The 15,906-nt window shown below is 56.0% G+C and carries 18 protein-coding genes; 9 read left to right on the top strand and 9 right to left on the bottom strand.

The annotated features are described in order from the left end of the window. Positions 1 to 131: 131 nt before the first annotated feature. The gene (locus IFT87_RS15085) at positions 132 to 338 is read right to left on the bottom strand and encodes a hypothetical protein (protein WP_192191157.1); all 207 of its coding nucleotides are present in this window, start codon (positions 336 to 338) and stop codon (positions 132 to 134) included. A 342-nt stretch (positions 339 to 680) separates the two neighbouring features. Here IFT87_RS15085 and IFT87_RS15090 point away from each other — a divergent pair, with 342 nt between their 5' ends. Together IFT87_RS15090 and IFT87_RS15095 are read left to right on the top strand one after the other, a co-directional pair. Continuing rightward, positions 681 to 959: a hypothetical protein gene (locus IFT87_RS15090; RefSeq protein ID WP_192191158.1), complete on the top strand. Its 279-nt coding sequence runs from the start codon at positions 681 to 683 to the stop codon at positions 957 to 959. A gap of 612 nt (positions 960 to 1,571) precedes the next feature. Further along, entirely contained in the window at positions 1,572 to 1,814 is a 243-nt protein-coding gene (locus tag IFT87_RS15095; protein ID WP_156360509.1) for a hypothetical protein, read from the top strand. 149 nt (positions 1,815 to 1,963) lie between these two features. On the opposite strand, the gene IFT87_RS15100 is transcribed toward IFT87_RS15095, so the two are convergent. Continuing rightward, positions 1,964 to 2,326, bottom strand: a complete 363-nt coding sequence (locus IFT87_RS15100) for a hypothetical protein (protein ID WP_192191159.1) — start codon at positions 2,324 to 2,326, stop codon at positions 1,964 to 1,966. Positions 2,327 to 2,543: 217 nt separating this feature from the next. Between IFT87_RS15100 and IFT87_RS15105 the strand changes: the two genes are divergently transcribed. Then, positions 2,544 to 2,849 carry a hypothetical protein gene (locus IFT87_RS15105; RefSeq protein WP_192191160.1) on the top strand — a complete coding sequence of 102 codons (306 nt, stop codon included), beginning with the start codon at positions 2,544 to 2,546 and terminating at the stop codon, positions 2,847 to 2,849. Positions 2,850 to 3,570: 721 nt separating this feature from the next. Here the strand turns inward: IFT87_RS15105 and IFT87_RS15110 are convergent. Further along, positions 3,571 to 3,888: a metalloregulator ArsR/SmtB family transcription factor gene (locus IFT87_RS15110; RefSeq protein WP_192191161.1), complete on the bottom strand. Its 318-nt coding sequence runs from the start codon at positions 3,886 to 3,888 to the stop codon at positions 3,571 to 3,573. A 161-nt stretch (positions 3,889 to 4,049) separates the two neighbouring features. Here IFT87_RS15110 and IFT87_RS15115 point away from each other — a divergent pair, with 161 nt between their 5' ends. Continuing rightward, on the top strand, positions 4,050 to 4,880 hold the full coding sequence (locus tag IFT87_RS15115; RefSeq protein ID WP_197975308.1) for an acyl-CoA desaturase: 831 nt from the start codon (positions 4,050 to 4,052) through the stop codon (positions 4,878 to 4,880). 87 nt (positions 4,881 to 4,967) lie between these two features. On the opposite strand, the gene IFT87_RS15120 is transcribed toward IFT87_RS15115, so the two are convergent. Both IFT87_RS15120 and IFT87_RS15125 read right to left on the bottom strand, forming a co-directional pair. Continuing rightward, complete coding sequence (locus tag IFT87_RS15120) at positions 4,968 to 5,282, bottom strand: hypothetical protein (protein ID WP_192191163.1); 315 nt, start codon at positions 5,280 to 5,282, stop codon at positions 4,968 to 4,970. A gap of 130 nt (positions 5,283 to 5,412) precedes the next feature. Continuing rightward, entirely contained in the window at positions 5,413 to 6,219 is an 807-nt protein-coding gene (locus tag IFT87_RS15125; RefSeq protein ID WP_056405742.1) for a hypothetical protein, read from the bottom strand. 1,689 nt (positions 6,220 to 7,908) lie between these two features. On the opposite strand from IFT87_RS15125, the gene IFT87_RS15130 reads away from it, so the two are divergent. The 3 genes from IFT87_RS15130 (at position 7,909) to IFT87_RS15140 (ending at position 9,867) form a co-directional block, all read left to right on the top strand. Beyond that, positions 7,909 to 8,688, top strand: coding sequence for an SDR family oxidoreductase (locus tag IFT87_RS15130; protein ID WP_056405740.1), 780 nt, complete (start codon positions 7,909 to 7,911; stop codon positions 8,686 to 8,688). Between the two features lie 135 nt (positions 8,689 to 8,823). Further along, on the top strand, positions 8,824 to 9,153 hold the full coding sequence (locus IFT87_RS15135; RefSeq protein WP_192191164.1) for a hypothetical protein: 330 nt from the start codon (positions 8,824 to 8,826) through the stop codon (positions 9,151 to 9,153). A 345-nt stretch (positions 9,154 to 9,498) separates the two neighbouring features. Further along, entirely contained in the window at positions 9,499 to 9,867 is a 369-nt protein-coding gene (locus IFT87_RS15140) for a hypothetical protein (protein ID WP_192191165.1), read from the top strand. A 790-nt stretch (positions 9,868 to 10,657) separates the two neighbouring features. On the opposite strand, the gene IFT87_RS15145 is transcribed toward IFT87_RS15140, so the two are convergent. Beyond that, positions 10,658 to 11,053, bottom strand: coding sequence for a hypothetical protein (locus IFT87_RS15145; RefSeq protein WP_192191166.1), 396 nt, complete (start codon positions 11,051 to 11,053; stop codon positions 10,658 to 10,660). A 360-nt stretch (positions 11,054 to 11,413) separates the two neighbouring features. Here IFT87_RS15145 and IFT87_RS15150 point away from each other — a divergent pair, with 360 nt between their 5' ends. After that, positions 11,414 to 12,007 (top strand): hypothetical protein, encoded by a 594-nt coding sequence (locus IFT87_RS15150; protein WP_192191167.1) that lies wholly within the window; start codon positions 11,414 to 11,416, stop codon positions 12,005 to 12,007. Positions 12,008 to 12,056: 49 nt separating this feature from the next. Here the strand turns inward: IFT87_RS15150 and IFT87_RS15155 are convergent, their stop codons facing one another. Then, on the bottom strand, positions 12,057 to 12,224 hold the full coding sequence (locus tag IFT87_RS15155; RefSeq protein ID WP_192191168.1) for a hypothetical protein: 168 nt from the start codon (positions 12,222 to 12,224) through the stop codon (positions 12,057 to 12,059). A gap of 148 nt (positions 12,225 to 12,372) precedes the next feature. Between IFT87_RS15155 and IFT87_RS15160 the strand changes: the two genes are divergently transcribed. Next, on the top strand, positions 12,373 to 12,720 hold the full coding sequence (locus IFT87_RS15160; RefSeq protein WP_192191169.1) for a hypothetical protein: 348 nt from the start codon (positions 12,373 to 12,375) through the stop codon (positions 12,718 to 12,720). Positions 12,721 to 13,121: 401 nt separating this feature from the next. Here the strand turns inward: IFT87_RS15160 and IFT87_RS21045 are convergent, their stop codons facing one another. Both IFT87_RS21045 and IFT87_RS15165 read right to left on the bottom strand, forming a co-directional pair. After that, positions 13,122 to 13,526 carry a DUF7668 domain-containing protein gene (locus IFT87_RS21045; RefSeq protein ID WP_446740633.1) on the bottom strand — a complete coding sequence of 135 codons (405 nt, stop codon included), beginning with the start codon at positions 13,524 to 13,526 and terminating at the stop codon, positions 13,122 to 13,124. Positions 13,527 to 13,970: 444 nt separating this feature from the next. Next, positions 13,971 to 14,306, bottom strand: coding sequence for a hypothetical protein (locus IFT87_RS15165; protein WP_192191170.1), 336 nt, complete (start codon positions 14,304 to 14,306; stop codon positions 13,971 to 13,973). Positions 14,307 to 15,906 lie beyond the last annotated feature (1,600 nt).

Raw genomic sequence — 15,906 nt, forward strand, 5'->3', positions numbered from 1 at the left:
GCATCCGCTGGCGCAGCGGCGTAACGGACTGTTCGGTGGGTAGAGTCGCCATGGAGAGTTCCTCTCATTGAAGGAACTCCATCGTCTCCCGCCGCTGCCGCAGAACCAAACCTCAGCGCCGCTGCGCTACCTCAACCGCCACCACCACTGCCGCGCAGCGGCTTCGTGCTCTGGGCGAAGGCGGACATAGCCTTGTCGCGGAAGTGCTGAGTTTCGAACGTCTCGAATATCGCTTCTTTTGCGACATTCGAGATCGATAACGGCTGTGTAGCGTCGCAAAGGGGTCTCTTTTGCAACGTCAAGAACACCCAATTGCGGACGTTTGTTGTATCGTTCACGTTGGCAGCAGGGTCAGCTAAGAGGCGAGCGGGAATGAGCTACCAGACGGACCGTCGAAGCCGGACACGAGCCATTGGCGTGTATGTGACCCTACTTATGATAGGCGCGGCGCTGGGCTTTCTGGTCAGGTTCGGCGTTATTACCGATCATATCCTTTGGTAGCGGCAGCCGACGGCCGCTCATTCCTGATGCAAAAATCAAAAGTTTTGCATCAGCTCTTATCGTGAATTTACTAGCCTGAGCGGCGATAGCTGTTGCCCAGCCACCCATGCGATTAGAGGCAAGGGCCTCTGGACTAGCGCCAATCTGCGACCCATGTTTCGACGGGAAAGGGGATGACGATGGTTAGTACATCCAACGACGGCATCATGTCTGAATACCTCGTGAAGTGGGGCTTGGCCAAAACGAGCGAGCGTGAGCGTCCGACAGATTTGCTTGAGACACTTTACATAGTCGAGCGTTTTCAGGCGGGTGATGACCTGAAGCCATTGCGCGAAGGCTATGACCATTCCGTTTGGAACGGCGTTTCGGCCGCCGAGGTTGATCGCCGCCTTATTATGTTAGACGAGTTTATGATTAAGCTCGCTCGCGATCGTGCCGAAATGTGGGGCGTCAACTAAAGTGATCAGTGGTCAGCTATCGTCGGCTCCGGACTCTCGATAGCTGACCATCGACCGCGCGAAGATGATGCAAAATCACCAGTTTTGCATCAGGCTCGAAGCCGCTGAAATCGTGGCATCGCTTGATGCATAAATCCGATGCGTGTCGGTCGTGAATGTCCGGGTTTGGTGGGTAGCGGAACGGCCGCTTTCGGGCCGCGCTCGCGGTAATCAGCCGTTCGTTCAGGATGCCGCCAAAGGGGGCGCGAACGTCCCTTGGTGGTGGAAAGCGGACATTGCGGGGTACGGCACGATTGCTATTCTGACGCGATGAGAGATGCTCGGCTCTGGAAATTCGTAACCTTGGGCGGACTCGTAATAGGCGGAGTTCAAGTGTTCAGCCGTCCGGGAGCGAATGTGCTGTCCGTCAGGATGACTCGGGGCGCGATGTTAGAAGGTGTCTGGTCACGCTCCGACAGCCTATTCCGTTATCCAAGTTGGTCCACGGGGCAGATCGAGCCAGACACGGCGTTGCCTAACGTCGTGGACAGATGCGGCGGAGCATCTGACCTTACTGCGGTTGCCGAACGCGCTGCGGACTCGGGTTACGCGCTGCGAGACAAGGCTCAGTCCATGTATCGCAATGACATCATCGAGACGATCGCCGAGGCCGTGCCTTGGTGGCGCGTGAAATTGTGGCAAATCAGTTTCGGCCTCGGCTTCTGGTCAGGTAAATTAGATGAACCATCTAAGTACCTCTCGGGCGATCAGATCGCGCAGGCTCGTAGGTCCTCGGATAACTGGTACCGGCGGGTGAAAAATCGCATTCTATGCGACGCGGCACGAAGCGTGAAGGCGGGAGAGCCTCCTATTTGATCAGTTACCGCCTATCAAACGGATGGCGCTGAGACCAACGGCTATGTCCGCAATTGGGCGTTGGCGGAATGACCGGGATTGGTTGTTAGCTGCCGTAGGTAGCCATGATCTCATGCATCTCACCCGCGTTCACGGTGAGCGACCAATCCCTAAGGTTTTACATGCCGACGATCTCGGCATGTAGACTTTCGGTCTTTAGCATGGGCTTCGTCTTTCAGGCTTTCGTCGATCAAGACTTTATTTACCCAACCAATGGTTGCAGCATCCATCATCTCTTCTTTTCTTGCCTCTGATATATTTTCCGGCAATCGCGTATTTGAAGCTACCGCCGCTTTTGCAATCAGCGCATCGCGAACTAAACTTCTCAATTCCCGACAGGACTTTTTTATTTCCGATAGAAGCTCGATCTCGCTGACATAGATCTGATCCGGTAAGAACGTCTTAGAAGTCACAGACGTCTTTACGCATAAAGCAAATTTCGAAAGATCGGATTGCTCGTCTTTCTCAGGCAACGCCAATAGAAAGAAAAGTAGGGCAGATATCACCCCACCGAGCCTTCCAAACTAATCCCAAGCAGCTTCTGCGCCTTGACCGCGATCTTCATCGGCATGTTGTGACAGTTTTTCTTAATGTCTGCAATTGGGCGGAAGCGGAATGGCCAAGATTGGGTGGAAAGCGGACCCACTTGCGCGTAAAACAAGTGCCTCATCGTCATGAGGTCGCCGCACGATGCGTCTGCTTGTTCTTGCCTCCTATATGGTGTGCTCAACCATTGCTCCGGCAACGAGTCCAGCCCAATGGATCATGGAACGATCTGAATGCCTCACGATCCAGACTGACCACGTGCGGGTGGGGGCTGCAAATCCGCTTTCGATGCAGACCGCTCGCACATTAGCTAAACGCATCACGCTCGCGTGTCGCTCGACTATTCCAAGCGAATTGTTCACAGTGCAGGAGCGTGCAGACATGGAAGGTGCCGACCGTTTCGACATCATCCGTGAGTTGATGTCCAAGCCACCTTCGGATGTCCGCTAGTGGGCGTTATTGGAATGGCCAGTTCGAGAGGCTAGCGGACGCTAACAGCGTTCGAAGTGTCTGGCGGCGCGCTTGCCACTTCCTTGACATGGAGAACTGAGCGCGCATGAAATTCACAGGAATAGCCGGATAAATGTCCGGCATGGACGCCATCTAATCGGGTACCAATCATCACTATTCCGAAAGTAGCGTATTTTTGGGTTGCTCCTGACTTAGTAATCTCCGTGTTGATCAAAGTCCGAGCCTCAGGCGTAGCGTCAAATCCGCACTCCGGCCCCTTGGCCTTGAAGCAGTTCCAAGGCTCTCTTAGTGGACACTGCTGGAACGATTCGCCCTCGGTGTATAGGGTCAGGACACCGGTAATCTCTCGCTCGTCGCTACGTTGCGATTGGTCGCCAGCCTGCCTGGCCAGCGGGGCGACTTTACATGATGCCAATGCGAGTAGGGCTAAGGCAGTGGAAGCACGCATGAGTCTAGTCTGTAACTGACCTGGAATGTCTGCAAGTGGGCGTTATCGGTCATTCGACGCAATCGGCTCCGGAACGTCTCGAATTGGTGGAAAACGGACCGGCTGCTTTCGCGTCCACACCCTAGGAAACCAGTTACGAAACGGGTGTATCGGGTGCATCAATCTTCAGCATCGGCGGAACCCAAGGTGCCCTGCCGTCCTTTCGTTGATGCAAAACCCGTGAGCCTTGCATCAACTAGATCCGGGTGGGATTTATAGTTCGTCCGCTGCCTTACGCGCCAATGTTGCGCTCTCCCGTTTTAGCGGGCGAGAGACAGGGCAAACTTCTTGGACAAAGCCGTTGAGCGTGTTGGCGAGGCTTTCCGGCACAAGCTGGTAGAAAACGAACTGACCTCGCTTCTCGCTGACCACCAGACCAGCGGCTTCCAAGATCGATAAATGCTGTGAAATCGAGGGTTTCGACATGGCGAACCGCGAGGCTATGTCACCCGCACTCAGCTCCGCATGGGCAAGATAGGCAAGAATTTTGCGTCGGACGGATGACGATAGGGCTTCGAAGACACGCTGCATTCTACGGCATTTAGGCAATGAGCTAAGCATTGACAAATCGAACCTTGTAATTAGGCATATACCTAATTGCCGAAGGATGCTCGATGGTCTGTCTGTGTACCGCCCGCATGACTGCTCTGCCCCTCAGCAACGCTCGACAGGGTAAAGTACGATGGTCGCCAGTGCGCTCGCTCTGGATAGCCAGCATGACAGGGTGCACGCTGCTGCTGGCGCCATTGTACGTCACGCCTGGTGCAGTGCTGCTCTGGCTCTGCACCTCAGCGGTCACACTCTGTCTTGGTCATTCGATTGGATTGCACAGGCTGCTGATCCACCGCAGTCTCGACGCACAGCGCTGGTTTGAGCGGATGCTCGCCTATCTTGGCACATTGGTCGGTATGGCAGGGCCGCTCGGCATGGTGCGGTTGCACGACACGCGCGATTGGGCGCAACGGCAGGCGGAATGCCACGATCTACATGCTCATCGGGCATCGTTGCTGCGCGACGCTTGGTGGCAAATGCACTGTCGTCTCGACCTCACGCATCCGCCTCATTTCGAACTCGAGCCACGCCTGCGAGACGATATTGTGCTGCGATTCCTCGAACGCACATGGATGGCGCAACAGCTTCCATGGGCACTGCTGTTTCTTTGGGCGGGTGGGCTACCGTGGCTGATCTGGGGCGTGCCGGTGCGTATCGCGGTTGGCGTGACGGGACATTGGCTGGTCGGCCACATCACGCATCGTAAGGGACCTCAGGGATGGAGTATCGAAGGTGTTGCCGTTCAAGGGCACGATCTGCCCGCTGCGGCGCTCATCACATTTGGCGAAGCCTGGCATGGAAATCACCATGCTTGGCCCGAATCTGCACGACTTGGCCTTGAGCCAGGACAACATGATCCGGGTTGGTGGGTGCTGCTGGCCCTACGGCGGGCGGGATTGGTAGCCGGATTAAAAGAACCCCGGATGCTCGTGCCAAGGGAAGGATTGCATCGGGTTATTGCCAATTATTGATAGGCCGTGGGCATCTATCGCTGATGGGAAACTCTTGATTTTTGCATCAGGAATGTCCGAGATTGGTGGACAGCGGACATTGGAAGTTCACTTCGAGCGGGGCCGCTCTTCCCAATGACCGTTTGGAAGGCGGACCCATTCAGCATTGTGTTCGTCAAGGCTGATGACCGTGCCCGCACCCTTGTCGATCAATTCAACCAGTTCCTCGGAGAACCAGAAGGCTTCATCGACTTCCTCGAAGTGCACGTTGATCGCGTAGTCGTTCACCGTCGAGCCAATGACGGATACCCCAATTTGCGAAGGGGTGGTCAAACCGTAGACTTCCCCTTCCCGGCCCGCTAATCCGAGCCGCTCTGTATCGGCAGAGGATCTAATACGAACGCGATCTGCAAAATCTATCATGGGGCAACTGTAGCGCCATGCTGGATGACCGCAATTGGGCGTTAGCGGAATGGCCGGAATTGGCGGGAAGTGGCCCGGCCCCTTTCGGAAGGACCGGCGCGTTAGGGGAGCGACCTGACGGTCAAGACCGTCATGAAGGGTCGGCGCGCTCGACTAGGGCACCCCACCAACGACGGCCCCATCGAAGCCACAACAGGAATACGAGCGCTAACGCGAGGAAGGGCGGCCCAAGTCCGGCAACGACCCAGAGCAGAGCGGCGAGCGTCAGGCCGATCGAGCCCAGCGCGGTATCGCCGGCATCGCGGAACCGGTCGATCAACCCCGTTCCCCGGCCGGTCCGATACGCGAACGTCATCGGCGTGTTGGCCAGGCTCTCGCGCTGCGTCGCCGCTTGGGCCGCGGCGGCACGATTGGGTTCTGCAAGCGCCGCCTGCTGACGGAGAAGCTCGGTGCGCTCGCGTGGCGAGAGGTCAACGCGGGCGAGTTCCCGCGTGATGCGCGCACGGTCGCTGTCCAGATCGGCCTGTTGAAGGGTCGTGACGGCTGCCTCGGAGGCAACGTCGGTACCGCTGATGTCGGCGCCGGTTAGTGTTGCGCCCATGCTCTCGGCACGCTTGACGCCGTCGCGGCCAAAGGTGCGGGCGATCGACGCCGCGACCTTGACCGCCAAGCTGGCGTTCACGTCGCCTTGGCGGTCAACGCTGTAACGTAACCCGGTTATCCGACAGCGCGCGGTACCGAGGCGTTCGCACGCGCGGGCATGGTCCTCCTGCAGATCCCCTATGCGCGTCGAGGGCAAGACCAAGGAATAGCTGTAGTCGAATGCCACGCCGGCGATGGCGTTGCCGGCGATGTCGGGCTCCCCCGCGCTGCCCTCCGGGGCGCGGCTGCATCCGGCGAGCACGATCAGGGCAATGCCCGTAACAAGCAGCTTCATCGGTGCGCTCTCCCTGCGATTTCAATCACTATCGAATGCATGGGGATTTGCGTCAAGCATTGTTCTAAAATGTTAAGGCGCTCTGAAACCGATAATCTTGGCAGGGGGCTCACGCTTAAGGACGTCTTGGCGACGCGTTGTTCGTGCTAGCGGCTGAGGTCGCCGAGCATGCTTGTCAGACGTCCAATCGCAGCCGGTCGATTTTGGAGTGAGCGGGTCGGCCCAAGAGCCTCAGAACGGCACGGCTTGGTGGGGAGCGGACGTTGAGCTCCACACTACTGTTCCAGAACCGTCCCGGCCAAGACGTTGCTAAAATCTAGGCGCGTCCATGGTTCACCCCGTACCAAGCAGTACCGAAACTTGTTTCTACCAATGCGGACCTTGGCGCGCGATCTACATAGCATCCGACTCCGAGCCCGCTTTGCCAGAAGCAAAAGAAGCTCTCCAGAAACGCCCGCAAATCTCCGAGGTCATCGATTCTCCGCGTGTCCATGGGCAAAGGCCATGCGACCGCCCAGAGCACCGCACGAGGGCAAGCCTCCTCTCCATAGCGTGCCCGCTCCTCAACTGTGAGAAACCGACTGCTACTGCTACAGAAGCACAGTATCGCCGTCTTCGGATCGAGATAATTACTGATGTGTTTAGTCTCGTGTCGGATCTCGAGTGTATCGCCATCCCGACCAGTTCGCAGCTTCAGGAAGTAGCCTGTGTCGCTGCAGGCGACCTCCGAACTAGGCGTCAGCCGGAAGACATGATGTGTGCTCATTGGCGCAACATACGACATAAGCTTCGCGTCCGCTATTGGGCGACTGTGGAACGGCAGCTTTCCAAAAAGGGAACGGTTGGCGAGAAGGGGTCGACGTTCTCGGGATCGATCGTTGAATGGGAACTCCTACGTCAGACAAAAAGTCGGAGACCGTGAGCGGATAGTCAACGTGTTGTCATCTTCAATCGCTAACTCGGCTTTCTTGACGACGCTCACCAAGGTCGAAACGGATGCACCCCTGTCTTTTATCAATCTGTCTTGCAACGGCAGTAGTTGCTGGGCCGCAACCCTCAGGCTGGACTAGCTTTGGGGTGGCAGATAACACCCCCTACCTGTCCTTCTATGAAGGCAATCGTCCGCGCCTAACACTCGGCTGTAGTGGCACTCGTACAAATGTGCAATTGCGTGGTTTTACGGCCGCTCAGGCGTGGCCACAGCCAACTTTGAACCTATCATTTGGGAAGGTCGCGCGTTCCTCTCGCCCTGATTTGGCTCTGGTTGGCAACGAGACTGCTTATTCCTTTGACTTTCCAACGAGTCAAAAGATCCTAACCAGCTTAGAGGCAGGAGAAATAATAACCGCGTCGTACCAACGGCAAGTCAGATTCTACCCCGCCATCCCCGAACTGCTTCGCAAACGGTTTGTAATGAATTGCGCAGGGCTCTTGCCACAGGGGTGGGCAGGCTAAGGCCATTCCGATGGTGCGCTGCGCCTTGGACCTAACGTCCGAATGATAGCAATGGCTTCCTGGCAATCGCGCTTCCCAAAAAGGATCGAAATATTGAATTGCAGCCGATTGATCGTTGACGTAGCATCGTCACGTTCTCGGGAGTCTTTCGAAATGATCCAGCGTCACCGCTAAAGCGGCAAAGCATACGCCAGCGGAGTAATCCGCCGACTGGACTCTGTTTTCGAGAACATCATGCAAAGACTGAATAACAAGACGTGCGTCGTCACCGGCGCTGCGCGTGGTATCGGCCGCGCAATCGCAGCACGCTTCCATAACGAAGGTGCGGTCGTCATCGTCACCGACATCGATGAAGCAACGGGAGCGGCAACAGCGGCTGAAATCGGGTGTCGGTTCGAACCGCTTGATGTGCGCGAGGAAGCTGACTGGTTGCGGTTGGCTGGTATCGTTCCCGTAGCCGACGTGGTCGTCAACAATGCTGGCGTGACGGGGTTCGAAGCGGGCATGACACCGCACGACCCGGAACACGCCAGCTTAGCGGACTGGCGCGACGTACACCGGGTCAACCTCGACGGGACGTTCCTCGGCTGTCGCTACGCGATCGGCGCGATGAAGGCTGCGGGGGCCGGTTCGATTATCAACATATCCTCCCGCTCGGGACTAGTCGGCATCCCCGCCGCTGCGGCGTATGCCTCGTCCAAGGCGGCGATCCGCAACCACAGCAAGACGGTCGCGCTCTACTGCGCACAACAGGGCTGGAAGATTCGCTGCAACTCGGTCCACCCGGCCGCCATCCTCACGCCGATCTGGGAGCCGATGCTCGGCACCGGTCCCGATCGGGACGCCAAGATGCAGGCGGTAGTAGCGGACACGCCTCTCAAGCGGTTCGGGATGCCCGATGAAGTCGCGGCTATTGCGGTAATGCTGGCCTCCGATGAAGCGACCTACGTCACAGGGACGGAGATGAGCATCGACGGTGGGCTACTGGCCGGTTCTGCCGCTTCACCCGGCTGATGGCAGCAACGGGCGTGGTCGATCACGCCCGTTCGCCTTCCCACCAGCGATGGCATTCTGGGAAAGTGACATGTCTGCGGCTTGCCATGGCCGACAAAGTTGACCGGTGCGGACGTAGTCGTCACCGTCGGGAGCATGGGAGCCCTGCTGTCCCTGGCGCTTGCCTTCGTCATCGCCCTGGTAGGCACCGTCATCGCCAAGGCGCTCGACCCGACCGTTTTCGGCTCCTGTTTCGAAGGATCGTGCGGCTATGCTGCGATGCTCGTCGCGCTTTTAGGTACGCTGGTCCTCGCGCCAGTCCTATGGATCGGTTTGCGTCGCGCAGGGCCGCTAAGCCAGTTGCTGCTCGGCTTCGTGCTGTTCGCGCTGATCGGCCATTTCACTATGCCTTTCGAGCTATCGCTCGCTGGTGTGGCGGCGTTCGTCTATGCGATCTTCCGGCTTATTCGGCGCGCGCAGGCCTAGGGCCGCCCGACCCGCGGCATATTCCTCGCCGCCGTAAACGGAATAGGAACGGGGCCCAATCAGATGGCGCGGACGTCTTGGAATCGATCCTATCTCCAGAATTGAGGCTGGCACGAGCTGCGTCGCAAAAAGGGTCCCATTTGCAACGCTGAAACTGCCCATTGCCAGACATCGATGGAATGGCGCAGGTTAGTAATAGTCAGACGGCTTGCCGTTATGTGAAGGGTGCCCGTGAAAATCTTATATGGATGCTTGATTTTAGGCCTCACAGCGTCCGCAGCGTCAGCTGATACGCTTCCCGCAGCTAAAACGCCGGAGGTCGTAAAGGGCGTCCTATCTTGCCTGATGGCGGTTGATAGTCATCAGGTGAATGTCGAAATTCTGAAGAAAGATGGATGGGGCGCAGTGTCAGCTTCCGAGGCTGGAAAGTCGGTAGGGCTGCCGATACCGTTATTATCTAAGGGAAATATTCTAATTCTTCATAAGTCGGACGCAGAAACTCCAATCTGCGCTGTTATGGCGAAAGTACCTAATGTATCCGCCGTTGGTGATATTGCAAATGCGATTGATATCGCGCTAAAAGCAGACCGGAAAATAAAGGATGGTAAGGCCATACCTGCTTATTGGTTCCCCGCAGAGCACATTGTTGAACTTGCAACAACAGGCAGCGTCGACGCACCAGGTGTTCGGATCGTCGTGGGATATCGTAAATAATTTACACTCGATATTTTATTATCAATGACCGGCGCCCGCCAAAATCTACCATCACCTTCGTTCCTGATGCAAAACCAAAAGTTTTGCATCAGGCCTGACAATAGCGCGGCGGGCTCAAGAAGGCTGGAGGCAATCCCCCTTCGTTCAGTTTATCCTAACCCTTCAAGCGCATGTTTTAAGCATGATACGACTTCTCACGATCGTTACCGCGTCTGTAGCCCTCGCGAGCTGCGGCAGCGCGTCTGCACAGTGCGCTACTCGCGATGCGCAAGGCCTCGTTGCCTCGATGAAGCCGGCCGAGCAGTTCAGGTCGATACTGACCATGGCAGTTGGGCGAACTCAGACTGCCGCTATGGTCAAGGCCCGGGACGGGGCTTCGGGTGACCAGAAGCTTGCGCAGGCAATCGACGCGGCCGTTAAGCGTCATAGCGCAGAGTGGGAGAAGAACTTGGTCAGTAGCTGGCAATCGCTCAGCGCCACCGAGATTGGCCAAGCATGCACCGCTATGCAGAAAAATGATCAAAGATCATTCATGCCCTTTGCTGAACGCGTCGGACCCAAAGTGCAGTCACGAAACGAACCCCTGCTACGCAGCGCTGCCGCAGAGGTACTCAGAACCGTGTGGTAAATCCGACATGATGCAAATTCACAAGATCTGCATCAGGCTCGGAGCCGCGGAAATCGTAGGATCGCTTGATGCAGAAATCTGATGCGTGTCGGCCCTGAATGTCCGGGTTTGGTGGAGAGCAGACGTTCCTTAAGAGGGCAACGCCGTAAACATCGACCTGCGTTACGCCACCACCACGAGTGACACCCAATAAATTGCCCACCAAAGTGCGGGTACGACGAGCAGTCCCGCAAAGCGACGCTGAGAAAAGTCTTTGAAGACAAGAAAGGATAACACCACGGTGCTAAACAGCATCACTGGCTTCGCCAGTAGCACCGCAAGCATAATATAAGGGCCAGTCTTCGAAATCGTCTCGGGTGCGTCAAACGTCATCGGGGTCATGAGCGCCATCATGGCGGCTCGTGGTATGGCAAGAAGCGCCACCACTCCAACGACTAAAGGAACGACACGCTTCCAAAGCTCCTTTGTATCGCTTCTGTATCCTGGTTCTTCCATCGCTGAAGCTCCTGAAATGTAGACGATAGCTAGCCCAAACCAGGCCCTGGGCGTGGTCAGCATTTGCCCTCTCAGTGCCCCCCTGTGAGGGACCCGTTTACCCACTACAGAATTTTTTTCGGCAGGCCATAAGTGCGGCCAACATCGCAGCGAATGTCGCCTTTTGGGCGAAAGCGGTCGTTCGCCGCGAGTTGCGATAACGCTCAAGCCGCTTTAGCAAACTCGTCAGCATATGGTCGCTGAGCCCCCCCCCCTCCACCCCGTGACTTATTGATAAATAGGACGCCGGCTTTGTGGTTTATTCGGGCAAGCCTCATTGAAAACTAAGCGAAACACGGCTCCACGGCTAAAGCGTGTATTGGTGGTTCATGTTCATCTCTACGATGCGGCTTTACGGCCAAGAGCCGACGGACGGAGGGTTGTGTGACAAGCGAAGCTACCAAGTTTTATGTAATCGATGTGGCGCGAATTCCGGATAAATTTCCTACCCATAAACACACTGCGGAGTTCTGGGTAGAATTAGGCCGGTGCATTGCCACGTACGGTTTCCTAGAAGAGACGCTCGGAAAAGCAGTGTTCTCCTTCACAGCCACGACTGAGATAAACGCGGAAGATCACGAAGCCGCGTACAAAGCTTGGTTGCCAAAGCTGAAAAGGGCTCTCTCAGATCCGCTCGGCAGTCTAATCGCTAACTATGCGAAGGCCGTTCGCGACCATCAAAGCCCTGAATCCGGTAAATTTCAAGAATTGATTGGCGAACTTCAGCAGATGGCAATAATTCGGAACGTAATCTGCCATGGATCTTGGGGAGTTCCAGACTCCTCGGGAAGATCGCTGCCATTTTTTGTTAATAAGAATGACGAGACGTGGCAGATTCCCATCGATCTCGCGTACCTCCGGAATTTGCAAGTGGTGACTGCAAGGCTAACGATCGAGGTTATTAATACCGTGACCGTACATGGGTGGCAGTTTCCAGGTTCTGGCGGTCCAGGCAAGCCAATCTGGCCGCGGCCCTAGGAGCCAAATTGGCTTTGAGCTCACCGGTACCGATAGCGACCAAATCCTGTTATTGATCGCGCCATTCGCCGGTGCGGTTCTCTCTCGTCATTTCGTTTGCATATGTGGTGACACGCGCAATCACGTCGAGCTTTTTGACGATGTCACTTCCCACGACTAGAATCGTGATGATGATAGCGCCCGTCGCAATGGAGATGGCCCAAATGGTAGGTGTCATAAGCGTCGTCCTAAAAACCTCGCGCAGCATACGGAGACCGTAGATCAGTTCAATTGCCTACTCCGTCTGATAGCGACCAAATCCTGTTCCCAGCACGAGCCCGCATCGCCAGAGCTGGACACGGTCCACGTCGCACGAGGATACGCGGTTGACGTTTACGCATCGCATTGTGATGTTATCGATCACCATGAGGATCCAACGAACCGCATCGCTATTGGCTCTCGCTGCTACTTTCCTCGCTTTTTTTGGCGGCGACGTAAACGCGGCGACGGTCATCGGAACGCTGACAGCCATTGTTGCGATCGGCGTGAACTGGTGGCTGGCGGAGCTTCAAAATTCGAAAAACACGGCGCTACTTCGCCACGTCGCTCAGCTTGAAAAACGGTCTGAGACGGAAAAGGCCACCGCTGCCGCGTTCTATGGTCAGGGTCAGCTAGCAACATGGAATTACGATCAGCTGGTGGCTCGGCTTCGAGCGGATGGGCTTGTCGTCTAAAGTTTTTGCAACTGGGCTTGGTATCGCCCTGGTATCGCAAACCGCCCATAGCGACCGTTCGCGATAGCGATCCGCCTGTCCCCTCCCCTCATAAACCGGTCAGATCTGCAGCATTGGGAGCAATCGCTTTTCAAGGCTTATGGATCGCACGGGTAGTTTAGCCATTGGCCGCGGGGCGCCGCAGAATCCCGTCCTCGTTGCAGCGCAGTTAGACAGACCATGGTATTAAAATTACTCGATTGTTTAAGGCCCGGCTGGGCCTCCAATCCTGCCTAACTGTTGCTTCACAGTGTCTTAGTACTGTCTAACAGCGCCACGTTACAAATCTGGATATGACCCTCCGGGTTGGATGTCCGGAATTGGTGGGGGGCAGACTGGCAGCTTTCGGGCGGTGTGATCAATTAGGCGACATGAACCGACGCAATTTCCAGCGTGGGCGGTTCGGTGTCGTGGAGCTTGGCATGAAGTGTGAGATCGCTCACTTCCTCACCCTCCGTCGTCAAATCAACCAGCATCTGCCAGTAGTCACCCATCCAGCGGTAAACCGCATATCTCCACGTGGACCGGTGTAGGGGAGCCAATCTGTCTCCGTAGGCCGACACGCTCTCGGCGATTGCATTCGCTGTCGAAGGACTAACTTCGCACACACACCGGATCGGATGATCGCGCAGGCAGTAATCTCCGACCGCGAAGGCGTCTGCGATTTCCCGGAACGTGGCATGTAGCTCCGGTGGCACGGAGTGTTCTTCATCGTCTCTTGCCAGCATACCGACTAGTTCCTGCGTCCGCTTACGGGAAACCTGCATTGCCAAGTGAACGGCGGCAAGTGGTGAAAAGCGGAGGTTAGAGGATCATACCTTGGCGGTATGCGAGCTTTGCAGATCCACGCGGTTTCTCGCCGCGGCTCGTAACTTCGAGGCTAATCTGCGCTCGATCGATGCGCGTAAGAAGCACTCCAAGGCAGTCATACTTCCGCATATCATTTTCCGCGTCAGTTTCGACGTGGACCTCTAAACGATTTGGGTCGGGGCCGAAATTGCGAATGACTGCGTCTGTTCCATAGTAGCGTTGTATCGTTTGCTTAATAAACTCGACCTCGCTCTGAGACAGAGGCGATGGAGTTCTTGGACGCATTGGGGATGATGCAACCGGCATATGCCTTGTTAGCAGACAAGCGAATGTCTGCAATTGGGCGTTAGCGGTCATCCGGTCGACACCCGACCGAAAGTCGCTTTGTGGCGGAAAAGCGATCAGGCTGCTTTCGGACTGGCGCCGGGTTTAGCGGACGTTACAGCTGCGGCGAGCGTCACCACATGTTGAGCCAGTTCCCGGACAGTCACGTCCCGCGCGACCTTATGCTTCCAGAACAGCCAGCCTAGTGTGGGCTGACCGTCCTCGAAAAATGGCTTCAAGTCGATGCAGTAACAAAGCTCCAATTCTTCGCAAAGATCGGCGAAGGCCCACCCCTCGATATATAGATCGCCGTGAAGTAAGCGATCCTCAATCTCGTCAGGTAGCTTACCTGTGTAATCACCCGTCCGCTCAAGAACGAATTGGTAAATCGCATTCGGTCGCGGTTCCGTCATTTCAACATGATACATTTCTTGAGGCAGCGTTCAAGTGTACCCTTTCAGGGAGTTCTCGGAAGGCGGATGTCCGAAAGTGAGCGCTTTCGGTCACTCGGCGTGATCAACGTCGGAATGGCTGAATGTGGTGGAATGCGGACGTTTCCTGTAGATCTGCGATATGGTCACTAGCTTCATGAGATTACCTCTAATCCTGCGCCTCACCGGTGGTTGGATCCTTGCGTGGATTACCAATGCGCTTCTCGCACCTGTGGCGGCGAACTTTCTCGAGATGCTTGGCCTCTTGATATCAGTAATGGTTGGCTGCGTGCTGCTGTTAGCGGCGGTCGGCATTGTGTTCGAAGGTGTGGTTCGATCCTGGCAGATGCGAAGTGGTAAGGCGCTGGTTGCGCAAGCAGTCGTTCCGGCGATCGTTATCGCCCTAGGCGTTCTCTTTCTTACCCATCCAGCGGCGGAGCTTTCGTGGCAAAGTCTGCATGGCGCGAGGGATGTCCCAATCTGGAGGTGGCCCTACCAACCTTAGGGTCCGCTTATGGGCGGAAGCGGAATTGCCGGCATTGGTGGAAAGCGGAATGGCCGCTTACGGGGCTGCAAGTCGAAATCCGGACGTTCCCAGTCTTCATTGCTTCATCACTAGGAAGAAGCGTCAGCGAGGTTTATTGCACAGGCCCAACTGAGCACCCGCTGTCATTTCCACAATACCTAGACCAGCGTCAGAATCGAACTGGACATAGTATTTGTGTCCGCGCTTCAGCACTTGTGGTTTTACGGTCGTTTCCCATCCCCGCGGAACTTGTCCATACAATATGATGCGGGTGGCTGGTTTTACTTCAGTTGAATCACCAGACGTCTTTCGTGGAATCTGGGCTTTGCAAGCCGGATCCGCCCATGGTTCGTGAATGACTATGCTGAACAATTGAGGAGTTATTGACCAAAAACCCCGAGGCGCGTCGAGAACCTTAAAAGCAAGTCTCTGACCAAGCAGACAGGGCTCAATGGTTATCTGAGGCTGCGAGCAACTGCTGAGAAAGGCTGCCGCTACCAGTCCTCCTGCGTACCTCATCTTAGTGCCGCAAGCGAACAGATCGGCGCGAAAGTTAGATATAATCACAATCCTCACGATGCCCTTCTGCCGTACTGTCCACAATCGTGAGGATAAGGCATGCAGGCAATGGGTGATATTTGGCGCCAGCGGCCGCTGCCCCCGATGGGCCATTGAGCGTGGTAAGGGGTCCGATTGACTTCAGCGGTCATGCCCGGTGAAGGCACGGTCTGCGCCGACGCCTATTTGCGAGAGCCACGGAAGATCAGCCAATTTCCAGCAACTAAGATGGCAACTCTCAAAGCCAGGCTAACCGGCATCGCCTGATTTTTAGCTGCGTGACACGGGTTTCCCGGTACAGGACCGATTACGTCTTCGGCACAGTCGCCGAGGACGCTGAACCCCACAACCACTAGAGTGATAGCAGAGGCAATAACGGTCCACGCTTCTGCGACGAGAGTTCGTAATATGCTAGCTCGCCACCAGCCGAACAGCGCTACGGGAACGCATGGCGCAAGCCAGATTAGCAGGACCCAAATTCCACTTTGCATGAGTGCC

It is taken from the genome of Sphingomonas sp. CFBP 8765 (genome assembly GCF_014841445.1).
GTDB lineage: Bacteria > Pseudomonadota > Alphaproteobacteria > Sphingomonadales > Sphingomonadaceae > Sphingomonas > Sphingomonas aerolata.

What these genes read in the sequence shown, in the direction of transcription:
- IFT87_RS15090 (WP_192191158.1), top strand. Translation starts at nt 681, where the DNA reads ATGGTTAGTACATCCAACGACGGCATCATGTCTGAATACCTCGTGAAG.
- IFT87_RS15095 (WP_156360509.1), top strand. Translation starts at nt 1,572, where the DNA reads ATGTATCGCAATGACATCATCGAGACGATCGCCGAGGCCGTGCCTTGG.
- IFT87_RS15105 (WP_192191160.1), top strand. Translation starts at nt 2,544, where the DNA reads ATGCGTCTGCTTGTTCTTGCCTCCTATATGGTGTGCTCAACCATTGCT.
- IFT87_RS15110 (WP_192191161.1), bottom strand. Translation starts at nt 3,888, where the DNA reads ATGCAGCGTGTCTTCGAAGCCCTATCGTCATCCGTCCGACGCAAAATT.
- IFT87_RS15120 (WP_192191163.1), bottom strand. Translation starts at nt 5,282, where the DNA reads ATGATAGATTTTGCAGATCGCGTTCGTATTAGATCCTCTGCCGATACA.
- IFT87_RS15125 (WP_056405742.1), bottom strand. Translation starts at nt 6,219, where the DNA reads ATGAAGCTGCTTGTTACGGGCATTGCCCTGATCGTGCTCGCCGGATGC.
- IFT87_RS15130 (WP_056405740.1), top strand. Translation starts at nt 7,909, where the DNA reads ATGCAAAGACTGAATAACAAGACGTGCGTCGTCACCGGCGCTGCGCGT.
- IFT87_RS15135 (WP_192191164.1), top strand. Translation starts at nt 8,824, where the DNA reads ATGGGAGCCCTGCTGTCCCTGGCGCTTGCCTTCGTCATCGCCCTGGTA.
- IFT87_RS15140 (WP_192191165.1), top strand. Translation starts at nt 9,499, where the DNA reads ATGGCGGTTGATAGTCATCAGGTGAATGTCGAAATTCTGAAGAAAGAT.
- IFT87_RS15145 (WP_192191166.1), bottom strand. Translation starts at nt 11,053, where the DNA reads ATGCTGACCACGCCCAGGGCCTGGTTTGGGCTAGCTATCGTCTACATT.
- IFT87_RS15155 (WP_192191168.1), bottom strand. Translation starts at nt 12,224, where the DNA reads ATGACACCTACCATTTGGGCCATCTCCATTGCGACGGGCGCTATCATC.
- IFT87_RS21045 (WP_446740633.1), bottom strand. Translation starts at nt 13,526, where the DNA reads ATGCAGGTTTCCCGTAAGCGGACGCAGGAACTAGTCGGTATGCTGGCA.
- IFT87_RS15165 (WP_192191170.1), bottom strand. Translation starts at nt 14,306, where the DNA reads ATGACGGAACCGCGACCGAATGCGATTTACCAATTCGTTCTTGAGCGG.